This is a genomic window from Photobacterium phosphoreum (genome assembly GCF_002954725.1).
GTDB classification, from domain to species: Bacteria; Pseudomonadota; Gammaproteobacteria; order Enterobacterales; family Vibrionaceae; genus Photobacterium; species Photobacterium phosphoreum.
The window spans coordinates 1-13,618 of record NZ_MSCQ01000001.1 but is presented as its reverse complement, the minus strand read 5'-3'; the positions used below and the strand labels follow the sequence as shown (position 1 = coordinate 13,618).

Annotated in this window: 10 protein-coding genes; all 10 read left to right on the top strand. The window is 42.2% G+C overall.

Features of this window, described 5'->3' with window-relative positions:
• The first annotated feature begins 109 nt into the window (after window positions 1-109).
• A complete protein-coding gene (locus tag BTO21_RS00050) occupies window positions 110-1,096 on the top strand; it encodes an ABC transporter permease (protein ID WP_045027459.1) in 987 nt (328 codons plus the stop codon).
• 2 nt (window positions 1,097-1,098) lie between these two features.
• On the top strand, window positions 1,099-2,127 hold the full coding sequence (locus BTO21_RS00045) for an ABC transporter permease (RefSeq protein WP_045027457.1): 1,029 nt from the start codon (window positions 1,099-1,101) through the stop codon (window positions 2,125-2,127).
• The gene (locus BTO21_RS00040) at window positions 2,127-3,101 is read left to right on the top strand and encodes an ABC transporter ATP-binding protein (protein WP_045027456.1); all 975 of its coding nucleotides are present in this window, start codon (window positions 2,127-2,129) and stop codon (window positions 3,099-3,101) included. Before BTO21_RS00045 ends, BTO21_RS00040 begins: the two co-directional genes overlap by 1 nt.
• Window positions 3,102-3,142: 41 nt before the next feature.
• Complete coding sequence (locus BTO21_RS00035) at window positions 3,143-4,138, top strand: ABC transporter ATP-binding protein (RefSeq protein WP_045027454.1); 996 nt, start codon at window positions 3,143-3,145, stop codon at window positions 4,136-4,138.
• Between the two features lie 133 nt (window positions 4,139-4,271).
• Complete coding sequence (locus BTO21_RS00030) at window positions 4,272-6,008, top strand: glycoside hydrolase family 9 protein (RefSeq protein ID WP_045027453.1); 1,737 nt, start codon at window positions 4,272-4,274, stop codon at window positions 6,006-6,008.
• Window positions 6,001-6,891, top strand: a complete 891-nt coding sequence (locus tag BTO21_RS00025; protein WP_045027451.1) for a glucosamine kinase nucleotide-binding domain-containing protein — start codon at window positions 6,001-6,003, stop codon at window positions 6,889-6,891. The genes BTO21_RS00030 and BTO21_RS00025 overlap by 8 nt, the downstream gene beginning before the upstream one ends.
• Window positions 6,892-6,901: 10 nt before the next feature.
• Complete coding sequence (locus tag BTO21_RS00020) at window positions 6,902-8,830, top strand: beta-N-acetylhexosaminidase (protein WP_045027449.1); 1,929 nt, start codon at window positions 6,902-6,904, stop codon at window positions 8,828-8,830.
• A 41-nt stretch (window positions 8,831-8,871) separates the two neighbouring features.
• Entirely contained in the window at window positions 8,872-11,277 is a 2,406-nt protein-coding gene (locus BTO21_RS00015; RefSeq protein ID WP_045027448.1) for a glycoside hydrolase family 94 protein, read from the top strand.
• A 63-nt stretch (window positions 11,278-11,340) separates the two neighbouring features.
• A complete protein-coding gene (locus BTO21_RS00010) occupies window positions 11,341-12,753 on the top strand; it encodes a phosphoglucomutase/phosphomannomutase family protein (RefSeq protein ID WP_045027446.1) in 1,413 nt (470 codons plus the stop codon).
• A gap of 288 nt (window positions 12,754-13,041) precedes the next feature.
• Window positions 13,042-13,428, top strand: a complete 387-nt coding sequence (locus BTO21_RS00005; protein ID WP_045027445.1) for a hypothetical protein — start codon at window positions 13,042-13,044, stop codon at window positions 13,426-13,428.
• Window positions 13,429-13,618 lie beyond the last annotated feature (190 nt).

Below are 13,618 nucleotides of genomic sequence, written 5' to 3'. Positions count from 1 at the left end.
CGCCTCTTCCCTCTGTCCTTTTGCAATCAAAGGTATGACGCTAGCGTCAGGGGGTTTTACGTCCTGAATTCAGCTCAGGAAGGCAAGCTGGATGTGTAAGGTGTGAGTTATGGGATTCTTTTTACGTCGTTTATCGTTTTATTTTATCGCGCTAATTTTCGCGGCAACGCTAAACTTTATTCTTCCGCGAGCAATGCCTGGTGACCCAGTTACCATGATGTTTGCAAACGCAACCGCACAGGTAACCCCTGAGCGTATCGCTGCTATGCAGAAACTATTAGGTTTTGTTGATGGCCCTTGGTACGAGCAATACTACACGTATATAGCTAACGTATTTACGTGGAACCTTGGTACTTCAATTAAATTTTACCCATTATCAGTAAATGATTTATTAGCAGGTGCAATTGGCTGGTCACTATTTTTAGCCGGTACTGCTGTAATTCTTTCATTCTGTATTGGTTCAGTGTTTGGTATTTTTGCGGCGTGGAAGCGTGGCAGTAGTTACGATACCTTCATCTCTCCAGGCATGTTAGTTATTCAAGCTGTTCCACCGGTTGTAATCGCGATGCTGGTGATGTTTACCTTTGCGATTGGTTTAAAGTGGTTCCCAACAGGTAACGCATATACCGCTGGGCTGGTTCCCGATTGGAGCAGTTTAGCATTCTATAAAGACGTGCTCTATCACGCCGCCCTACCTCTTTTCTGCGCCACTATTATTCAAATTGGCGGCTTCTTAATAGGTATGCGTAACAATATGATTAACCTGCTAAATGAAGACTACATCACCATGGCAAAAGGCAAAGGCCTGAGTGAAAACCGAGTGGTATTCAACTATGCAGCACGTAACGCAATGTTACCTAGTGTAACAGCATTATCAATGGCGCTAGGTATGGCTATTGGTGGTCAGCTGATTATCGAAATGATTTTCAACTACCCAGGTCTTGGTACGGTAATGCTAAACGCAATTCATTCGCGTGATTACCAAGTACTACAAGGTCAGTTACTGATTATGACGATGTTTATGTTGTTCTTTAACTTTATGGCCGACATCCTAATCGTTGCGCTAGATCCTCGTCTACGTAAAGGAGGCAAGTAATCATGAAAGGCTTATTTAAATTGCTATCTAGCAACCCTAAGGCAATGTTTGGTCTCGGAATTATTATTGTCTTTATTCTAGCGGCTGTATTTGCACCTTTAATTACTCAATATGAACCAGGCAAAAGAACCGGTAATCCACATGAATACCCTGCTTTTGTTGTAAAAGCAGCACAAGATAATCCCGATGGTTGGATTGCTAAAAACTTAGCGACTAACAAACGTACGTTATTGATGTCAAAAGATGCCGATCACGTATTAGGTACGTCGCGCATGGGACGTGATATCTGGTCTCAACTTGTTTATGGCGCACGTACTTCACTAGCCGTTGGCTTTGGTGCTGGTGTATTAGTGTGTTTCTTAGCAACTATCATTGGTATCTCAGCGGGTTACTTCGGCGGTAAAGTCGATGAAATTCTCACAGCATGTATGAACATCATGCTGGTAATGCCACAACTACCGATTCTCTTTGTTATCGCAGCCTTCGTTGGCCAAGCCGGACCACTGACCATTGCGATCGTTATTGCGGTCACCTCCTGGGCATGGGGCGCACGTGTTGTCCGTGCACAAACCTTATCGATTAGAGAGAAAGAGTTTGTAAAAGCGGCTGAAGTACTAGGTGAATCATCAAGCCGTATTATCTTCGTTGAAATTCTACCTAACCTTATCTCTATTGTAGGTGCGAGCTTCATCGGTTCAGTGATGTATGCGATTAACGTTGAAGCAACCCTTTCATTCCTAGGCCTTGGTGATCCAAATGGCATTAGCTGGGGTGTAATGCTGTACAACGTACAAACTTCATCGTCAATGTTAATTGGCGCATGGTGGGAAGTATTAGCACCGTGTATCGCATTGATATTTATTGCAATTGGTCTGGCTATGCTTAACTTTGCGGTTGATGAAATTGCCAACCCACAGTTACGCTCACATAAAGGCATGCGTCGCTGGAAAAACCTTGCAAAAGAAACAGCAAAACAAGAACAACAGGTTGATATTATTCCTCAACCAGCACTAGAAGGCGGGACTAAATAATGACCGATCCACAAATCTCAATTCGTAATTTATGTGTTGATTACATTACTGACGCTGGCGATGTCCGTGCGGTTAATAATGTCAGTTTTGACATTGGTAAAGGTGAAATTTTTGGTCTGGCTGGTGAATCAGGCTGTGGTAAATCAACCGTTGCATTCTCGCTAATGCGCTTACATAAGCCACCAGCATTCATTACTGGTGGTGAGGTGATTTTTGACGGTCATGGTGACATTTTAAAGAAATCGGAGATGGCAATGTCAGCCTTCCGTTGGAGTGAAATGTCAATGGTATTCCAAAGTGCGATGAACGCTTTAAATCCTGTTTTAACCATGGAAGATCAATTTTGTGATGTGATCATGCGTCACACCAACATGACTCGTAAACAAGCGATTCGTCGTGCTGAAGGTTTATTGGAAATTGTTGATATTCACCCAAGCCGTTTACGCGATTATCCACACCAGTTCTCAGGCGGTATGCGTCAACGTTTAGTTATCGCTATTGCACTAGCGCTTAATCCAAAGATGATCATCATGGATGAGCCAACAACCGCATTGGACGTAGTGGTACAACGTGAAATTCTACAAAAGATTTATGCACTAAAAGAAGAATTTGGCTTCTCAATTTTATTTATCACTCATGATTTATCACTGATGGTCGAGTTCTCAGATCGTATCGGCATCATGTACTCAGGTGAGTTAATTGAAGTTGCACCATCAAAGCAAATTCTTGAAACACCGTTCCACCCGTACACCGAAGGTTTGGGAAGTTCATTCCCACCACTGACAGGACCTAAAACACGCTTAACAGGTATCCCAGGTAATCCATTAAATTTACTTGAGATACCACAAGGTTGTCGCTTCCAATCTCGCTGCGGTAAAACCCACCCAGCGTGTTTTAGCACTCCAACCCAGTTAAGCCAGATTGAACCAGGACGTTTATCAAACTGCCACCTATTTACCAATACGGGTAACTAGCAGCAACACACCGCATTTATAGGCAGTATTTAGGAGACACTATGAGCAAGCCTGTCGGAACACCGATTATCGAAGGTAAAAATCTAATTAAAGATTTTTCGGTAAACAGTAACTCACTTAAAAAATCAAAGATGCGTGCGATTAACGATGTATCTTTCAAAATGTACAAAAGCCGTGGCTTAGCTGTGGTTGGCGAATCAGGCTCAGGTAAATCAACTACCGCTAAAATGATCGCTAAAATGTACGCTCCAAGTGGCGGTCAAATTGACTATTATGGTCGTGATATTCAAACCATCACTAGCCGTGATGACCTAATGGAATACCGTCGCGGGGTACAAATGGTATGGCAAGATCCGTTTGGATCATTAAACCCTACTCATACTATTTTTCACCATATTGCGCGTCCATTATTGATCCACAATAAAGTGACATCAGGCAATAAAAAAGAGCTTGAAGAAACGGTTTATAACCTGCTTGAGCAAGTGGGTCTGATCCCACCAAAAGCCACCGCGGCAAAATTTCCGCACCAGCTTTCAGGCGGCCAACGCCAGCGTGTCAACTTAGCCCGTAACATTGCAGTTGGCGCTGAAGTGGTATTGGCAGATGAGCCAACCTCAATGCTCGATGTTTCTATTCGTGCAGGTGTTCTTAACCTGATGGAAGAGATGAAGTTTGAGCGTGAAATGGCGCTGCTTTACATTACTCATGATATCGCAACAGCACGTTACATTGCTGAAGATCTTGCAGTTATGTATGTCGGTCATATGGTTGAATGGGGCGATACTGAACAAATCATCCATAATCCACAACACCCATATACTCAGTTATTAGTATCAGCAGTACCCGATCCAAGTAAATCGATTCATACCAAACTTAAAGGCAATAAAGGTGAAATTCCATTATGGACGCCTGACAGTTTTGGTTGTCCATTTGCGGGTCGTTGCATGCAAGCAACAGAGAAATGTCGTGAAAAGTTACCTGAAATAACGCAGCTAGCAGACAACCACTTTGTCCGTTGTTACTTATACGAAAACTAAGCAATAAAACTTAGGCAACAAACACTAAGCACTAATAACACTTTTACTCTTATATCCATGTTATTTGTCGCTCAAGCAATTCAGTGATGGTTCCCATAAGGAGCCATCACTTATTAGCGACATTGGAGACCTTATGCAGCTGTTAATTAATCACCTTGGTTATGAGCGCTTTAATACAAAGCAGGCTTTATTACAAACAACCTCTCAAACACTATCAGGTCAAGCCGAATTAGTGTGCCATCAAACTAACCAAACTATTATGCAGCTGCCATTAGTTGCGTGTGGCACCACCGCACAATGGCATACAGGCAATATTTACCAAATTGATTTTTCTGCTTGCCAAGATGCAGGCGAATATCGCATTCGTTACGCCAATATTGAATCAACAGTTTTCAGCATTGCTGAAGGCTTACTCATGCAACATACTTTCAGTGATGTCTTACATTATTTCAAATCACAACGTTGTAGTGGTATTTATGATCACGCTGACAGCCAAGCTCGATTACTCAATAGTGATACCCGCGTTGATGTTCATGGTGGTTGGTATGATGCATCAGGTGATGTCAGTAAATATTTAAGCCACCTTTCTTACGCTAATTTTCTCAATCCTCAACAAACACCGATGATTGTATGGAACATGCTCAAAGCTTATGAAGTCGCAGAAGACCAAACTGATGTGGCTGATTTCACCCGTGTACGTTTATTAGAAGAAGCGTTATTTGGCGCTGACTTTTTAATGCGTATGCAACATGCTGATGGGTTCTTCTACACCACTGTATTTGATAAATGGAGCAAATCGCCAGCACAACGTGATATCTGTTCTTATGCAACCCAAGACGGTATTAAAACCGACGATTATCAAGCTGGCTTCCGTCAAGGCGGAGGAGTAGCCATTGCTGCTTTAGCGGCTGTAGCACGTGTAACAACGTTACCTTCTTGCACTCGCATTCCTCATTGTGATGATCACCAAAGTGAACACTACCTACAAGCAGCAGAACGCGGCTATTGGCACCTAAAACAACATAATCTCAATTACCTCAATGATGGCACTGAAAATATTATTGATGAGTACTGTGCGTTATTAGCCGCGGTTGAGCTTTACCGTACTACGCACCAAGATCGTTACTTAACTGAAATGCGTGATTGGGCGCAGCGTTTAAGCCAACGTCAAATGTCAGATAAGCAGATTAATAATTATTGGGCCGCAACCGCTGATGGCAGTCGCCCTTATTATCATGCAGCAGAAGCTGGCTTACCTGCGATTGCATTAATGCAATATTTAGCCGCTGAACCTGAAGTTCAACAGCAGCAACAATTACAGCCGATACTAGTGAATGCACTTAATTTTGAGTTAGCGTTAACTACTGAAGTCAATAATCCATTTGGCTATCCACGTCAGTACACCAAAGCCGTTAATGGTGATAAACAAACCGCTTTCTTTGTCGCCCATAACAATGAATCAGGCTACTGGTGGCAAGGTGAAAACGCTCGAATTGCCTCTTTAGCAAGCATGGCATTTATGGCGCAAGATCACCTCGTTGATAACGAATTAAAGCAACAGCTAATGCACTATGGTCAGCAACTTATGAATTGGATCTTAGGCTTAAATCCTTTTGATATGTGCATGTTAGATGGTCATGGTCACAATAATCCCGATTACCTCCCCCAACTTGGTTTTAGTAATGCAAAAGGTGGTGTTTGTAATGGTATTACCTCGGGCTTTGATAATGAGCAAGATATTGCCTTTAACCCTGCGGGACAAAAAGATGACATGCTGCAAAACTGGCGTTGGGGTGAACAATGGATCCCTCATGGTGGTTGGTACTTATTAGCGACCACGCTGCAATTTAAGGAGCGTCACCATGGCTGATTTCCCCTTTCATTACCTGGTTGGTATTGATGGCGGTGGCACCTCTTGTCGTTCCCGCATCTGTGATTTAGCGGGTAACATCTTGGGTGAAGCTAAAACTGGCAGCGCCAATATTTTGCTTGGTAGTGACATTGCCATGGCATCGATTCAACAAGCGATAGCCCTTGCAGCTCAACAAGCACAATTAACCACCGCTGATTATCCAAACATGTCAGTCGGTTTGGCACTTGCAGGTGCGGAACAGCAGCAAGCTTGGCATGCATTCATGCAACAACCTCACCCTTATGGCGCAATCACATTAAATACTGATGCTTACGGTGCTTGTTTAGGAGCTTGGGGCGGTAAAGATGGTGCGATTTTAATTTCGGGGACTGGCTCTTGCGGCATTTTATTACTCGAAGGCAAACAACATGTCGTCGGTGGCCGAGAGTTTCCCATTTCAGATCAAGGCAGTGGTGCTGTGATGGGGTTACGCCTGATCCAACAAGTGCTACTCAGTATTGATGGCATCGTGCCAACAACAGAATTAGCTCACCATGTATTAACCCATTTCGATCATGATATTGATGCCATTGTTAGTTGGTCTAAAACCGCTCGGCCTTGTGATTATGGTCAATTTTCACCGGCTATTTTTAGCTTTGCTGAACACAATGATTCACTCGCAGTGTCATTGCTACAACAAACAGCCGCTGATATTGAAATGTGGATGCAAGCATTAATATTACGGGGCGCAAACAGTATTTGCCTAATGGGTGGTATTGGCGAGCGTATTCCTGCGTGGTTAACGCCACCGATGCAACATCGTCTAGCGACACCACAAGGTGATGCAATGGATGGTGCGATTGCAATGGCGCGTGGCAATCATAACTTATTTGTACGTTAAGGAAGTATAAATGACTTATCGTCTTGATTTTACAATAATAGAAAAAGCAGAAGGTTATTGCCGTTATGCGTTAAGTTTACATAATTTAACCGACCAAGCACTCCATGGATGGTCACTGTATTTCTTTATTAGCCGCTGCATTGATCCAGCAACAGTCTCTGTGGGTACGATCAGCCAAATGGGTAGCTACAGTTGCCTATCACAATTACCACCGTTAGAGGCGAATGGGCACTTTTACACTGAATTTACCATGAGAACACTGCCGTTTAATCTTCATGACGATGGCATCAATGAAGCTTTTATTGCTCTCGATAACGATCAAGATCAGATTCAACCATTAAAAGTCCACACTACGGCGATTAATTTGGATAAAGATCCAATCGAGCGTTACTGCACCCCATTACCTAGCATTGGTTGTGATATTGCATTGATTCCGCAACCAAACCATTTAATCCGCCTTCAAGGTGAATTTGTTTTTGATCAAACCACCGCGATCAATACTCCTCCAGCTTTAGCGCAAGGGGCTATAAACTGGCTAAGTGCTGAGTTTAAAAAGTATTTTAACGAAGCAATACCTATTCGTTGTCAAGGAAACATTCATTATCAGGTGAGTGATGAGGTTATCGATCACGGTTACCAGTTACTGATTGAAAGCGATAACATTTGGATTCAAGCCAGTTCAGCAACCGGTTTTGTACATGCAACATCGAGTTTATTACAACTCTTACCCAATAAACCAAGCCATCATGCAGTAGCAGCTTATTGTTTACCAATGGTAGAAATTACCGATCAGCCACATTATAGCTACCGCGGCATGATGCTCGATTGTGGACGTCACTTTCACCCGGTCGATCGTATTAAGCATCTATTAGATCATCTAGCACGCTATAAATTTAATACTTTCCATTGGCATTTAACCGATGATGAAGGTTGGCGAATTGAAATTGATGCCTATCCTCAATTAACTGAAATTGGCGCATGGCGTGGCCCTAATGAAGTGATCGCACCACAATTTAGTCATATTGATCAACGTTATGGTGGGTTCTATACCAAGCAAGATATTCGTGATGTGATTGCTTATGCTAGCGATCGTGGGATTACGATCATTCCTGAAATTGATATTCCAGGTCATAGTCGTGCTGCAATTTTATCACTGCCTGAGCTATTAAAAGATCCTAATGATCACTCGCTATATCGCAGTATTCAAAATTACCCTGACAATATTTTATCCCCGGCATTAGCAGGTACTTATACCTTTATTAAAACCGTACTTGAAGAAGTGTGTGAGCTATTTCCAGCACCGTTTGTTCATATCGGTGCCGATGAAGTACCTAAAGGTGTATGGACCGATAGTTCTGCTTGCCAACAGTTAATGACTGACAACAATTACCACGATCCAATGGAACTACAAGGGCATTTATTACGTTTTGCTGAGCAAGTATTACGCGATAAAGGCAAACGGATGATGGGTTGGGAAGAAGCAACCCATGGTAATAAAGTCAGCAAAGACACCGTGATTTTTTCTTGGCTTAGTGAAGAAGCTGGTCTTGAGTGTGTGAAAAATGGCTTTGATGTAGTGATGCAACCCGCGCAATCTACCTATCTCGATCTTGCCCAAGGTTACTCGGCAGATGAAGCAGGTGTCGATTGGGCAGGTAAATTACCATTGGATAAAGTTTACAATTATCACCCACTTAGCATGATCGCTGATGAAAATTCTGAGCGACAGCACATTTTAGGCATTCAAACCGCACTTTGGTCAGAATTAATAAATAACCAAAGTCGATTTGAATATATGATTTATCCGCGCTTACTGGCGGTATCGGAGATCTGCTGGAGCAAACCACAACATCGTAACTGGGATGACTTTAAAGCTCGCTTAAAAGGTCAACTTAACTATCTAGACAAGGCGGGCATTAATTACCGCCACTGTGAATAACCACGCACACAGTAAAGTGAATATTTTAAGGATTAGAAATAATGAAATACGGTTATTTTGACAACGGCAACAAAGAATACGTTATCACTCGACCTGATGTCCCAGCACCATGGACGAACTACCTTGGCACTGAAAAGTTCTGTACGGTGATTTCACAAAATGCGGGTGGTTACTCTTTTTATAAGTCACCAGAATATAATCGCGTCACTAAGTTCCGTCCCAACGCGACATTTGATCGCCCAGGACACTATGTTTATTTACGTGATGATGCGACAGGCGATTACTGGTCTATCTCATGGCAGCCAGTAGCAAAAAGTCTTGATGAAGCGAAATATGAAGTTCGTCACGGCTTGTCATACTCAAAATTTGCGTGTGAATACAACGGTATTTCGGCTCAGAAAACCTTATTCGTACCGATTGGTGAAGATGCTGAGATTTGGGATGTGGTCCTGAAAAACACCACTGATGAAGTGCGTACTATTAGTGCGTTCTCATTTGTTGAATTCTCTTTCAGTCATATCCAATCTGATAACCAAAACCATCAGATGAGCCTTTACTCTGCAGGCACTTCTTACCAAAACGGTGTGATTGAATACGATCTTTACTACAACACTAACACTAAAGAAGGTTACTACTACTTAGCATCAAGTTTCGACCCTGATAGCTATGATGGTCAACGTGATACTTTCATTGGTGCATACCGTGATGAGTCAAACCCAATCGCGGTTGAAAACGGACGTTGTTCTAACCACGTTCAAACCTGTTACAACCATTGTGGTTCGCTGCACAAACAATTTACCCTTCAACCGGGTGAAGAAGTTCGCTTTAACTACATCCTAGGTATTGGTAAAAACGAAGGCCAACGTCTACGTCAAAAATACCAAGACAGTGCTGTTGTTGATGCTGCATTTGCTGAAATTAAACACCATTGGGAAAGCCGTTGTAACAAGTTCAAGGTTACTTCGCCAAACGAAGGCTTAGACACCATGATTAACGCTTGGACACTGTATCAAGCTGAAACATGTGTTGTATGGTCACGCTTTGCATCATTTATCGAAGTTGGCGGTCGTACAGGTCTGGGCTACCGTGATACCGCTCAAGACGCTATCTCAGTACCACATTCAAACCCTGTTATGACACGTAAGCGCTTAGTTGATCTGCTTCGTGGTCAAGTTAAAGCAGGTTACGGTTTGCACCTGTTTGATCCTGATTGGTTCGATCCAGAAATGGCAGATGTTGAGCCATCAAAATCACCAACAGTCGTGCCAACCCCAAGTGATGCAGATAAGATCCACGGCATTGATGACACCTGTTCAGATGATCACTTATGGTTAGTCCCTACTATCTGTAAGTATGTGACAGAAACGGGCGAAGAAAGCTTCCTTGATGAAGTGATCCCATATGCTGATGGTGGCGATGCAACAGTTTACGATCACATGAAAGCAGCACTAGATTTCTCTGCCGAATATGTGGGCCAAACGGGTATTTGTAAAGGTCTACGTGCCGATTGGAACGACTGTCTAAACCTAGGCGGTGGCGAATCTGCCATGGTTTCATTCCTGCATTTCTGGGCGCTACAAGAGTTTATTCAGTTGGCTAAACACCAGGGTAAAACCGCCGATATTGAAAAATACACTGAAATGGCAGCCAATGTCCGTGAAGCCTGTGAAACCCATTTATGGGATGACGAAGGCGGTTGGTACATTCGTGGTTTAACCAAAAATGGCGACAAGATTGGTACGGCACAACAAACTGAAGGTCGAATTCATTTAGAGTCAAATACGCTAGCAGTGTTATCAGGCATGGCATCACAAGATCGTGGTGAGCAAGCAATGGACGCTGTTGATGAAAATCTTTACTCAGACTATGGTTTGCACCTTAACGCTCCTTCTTTCTCAACCCCTAACGATGACATTGGTTTTGTTACCCGTGTATATCAAGGCGTTAAAGAAAATGGCGCTATCTTCTCGCATCCAAACCCTTGGGCATGGGTAGCTGAAGCCAAACTAGGTCGTGGCGACCGTGCAATGAAATTCTATGATGCACTGAACCCATACAACCAAAACGACATGATTGAAACACGTATGGCTGAACCCTATTCTTACGTGCAATTTATCATGGGTCGTGATCACCAAGATCATGGTCGTGCTAACCACCCATGGTTAACAGGTACATCGGGTTGGGCTTACTTTGCGGTTACTAACTTTATTCTAGGTATTCAAACTGGCTTTGATGGCTTAACCATTAATCCATGTATTCCAACTGAATGGCCTGGATTTGAAGTGACACGTGAATGGCGTGGGGCAACATATAATATTAATGTAACCAACCCAGATCATGTCAGCAAAGGCATCAAATCTATCATGATCAATGGTCAGACAGTAGATGGTGCAATCGTGCCTCAAGCTGAAGGTTCTGTGAATACTGTTACTGTTGTAATGGGCTAATCACTTTTCGGGGAGTAGATTTACTCCCCCATTTTATTTTGCGAGAGAAATAGGAGTTCCTCCATGATTCAATTTGGAACCGGTGGTTGGCGTGCCTTTATTGGTGAAGAGTTTACTCAAGCTAATGTACGTTTAGTAGCGCAAGCTATTGCTAACATCATGATCACAGAATCAGTCACCGATAAAGGATTTATTATCGGTTATGACCGTCGCTTTTTATCAGATAAAGCCGCAGCTTGGTTTGCTGAAGTCTTAGCGGGAAATAACATTAAATGTAGTTTTATCAATCGCTTCGTGCCAACACCGATTGTGATGTTTAAAGCAAAACAAACCGGTGCAATTTACTCAGCTTGTATTACAGCCTCGCATAACCCAGCGGATTATAACGGCATTAAAGTCTTTATCGAAGGTGGTCGTGATGCTGATGAAATCATTACCCAAAAGATTGAGCAGCAGGTTGCTGTACTAACCGCAGCCGATGTTAAACATGTTGATTTTGAACAAGCGCAACATGATAAGTTAATTGAAATCATCAACCCAATGAACGAGTTCGTTGACTCTGTTATTGCTTTGCTTGATTTAGAAGCGATTAAACAAGCTAACCTACGCGTTCTTATTGACCCAATGTTTGGTGTTGCAAAAAATGCCCTCCAAACAGTCTTAATTACCGGTCGTTGTGATGTTGATGTCATTAACGATGGTGAAAACCCAGGCTTTGGTGGCTTAATGCCATCACCAAGTGCAGCAACCCTTTATCGCCTTAAACACTTAGTGGCACAAGAAGGTTATGACATTGGTATTGGTACTGATGGTGATGCTGATCGCTTAGGTATCATCGATGAAAAAGGTAACTTTATTCATCCTAATGAAGTGTTATTGCTGCTGTATTACTACTTACTAGAATACAAAGGCTGGAAAGGTTCAGTGGTACGTAATATTGCTACCACTCATCTACTTGATAAAGTCGCAGCAGCTTATGGCGAAAAATCATTTGAAGTACCGGTTGGCTTTAAGCACATCAGTTCACAAATGGAGGCCGATGACTCATTACTTGGCGGTGAAAGCTCTGGTGGTCTAACAATTCGTGGTCACATCAAGGGTAAAGATGGCATTTTTGCATCAAGCTTATTAGTTGAAATGATCAGCTCAACCGGTAAAAAGTTATCTGAGCTATTAGATGAAATCTATACTCGCTTTGGCTATGCCTATACGGCAGAAGGTGATTGCACCTTTAAAGCTGCAGAGCGTGATCGTCTTTATAATAAAATTTATATCGAAAAATCACTGCCTGAATTTGATTACGAAATCGAAAAAGTCAGCTATGCCGATGGCGCTAAAGTTTACTTTAAAAATGGTGGCTGGGCGATTGCACGTTTCTCTGGCACAGAGCCATTACTGCGTTTATTTGTAGAAATGGAAGATCAAACGCAAGCAGAAGCTATTTTACTACAATTTAAACAATTTCTTGCCGTATAAGTAGTTAGTTATTTTCATTGCTAAGTCCTAGTAACACGCATTATAGCTGTTACATTGTGCAGATCAGTTATTATGATCTTTGCCACTGGGTAATCATTTGATTACCCTTTTCTTTATTTTAATAATCGTAATTAACATTATTAATAATAATCAACGCTTGCTCACAAAACCTTCTTTTTTCACTACTAAACCACTAAAAAACGGATGACCTCACATACAACTTCCCGCTTTAGGTCCATGCTTATATCGTTGAACAAAACTTTCTACATAATGTAATAAGGGGTTGTTATGAAAAAAGCTATCATTGCTATCACTATGATTTTAATCGCAATTTTATTTAGTGAACATTTTCATTCATTCTCAGTTGGACTTACATTGGCTATTGTCGCTGTAAGTTGTAGCTATTTAATTGCCTACCAATCCATCCTCCGACCACAATATACAATGAGTTTTTTGGTGGTCGCAGTACTGACTAAATTGGCAATTACTGTCACGGGTGTTATTTGGGTATTTTCAGCCAATATTATTCATTCTCCGATTACCTTTCTGGTCGCCTACGCCCTTTTCTCTGTCGGTATTACTTATTTTGTTTCACGCTATCGGTCACGTCGCCGAGATATTAGTGACCAACAGCAACGTCAAATTTTTCACACCGGTCTCTATGAATTAAAGTAATTCCCTATAGACGAAAAAAAACCTGAATCTTTCGATTCAGGTTTCTTTCTAAAAATGTGGAGTGGGCGGAACTTGCCATAGCTAACATTACAACCAAAGCATCAGCGCATCCATTTCCCATCAAATAATAGCCATGACAGGCCGCTCAGCTTCTCAATAAAAAGTTAACCAACTGAACTGCTGCTTCAAG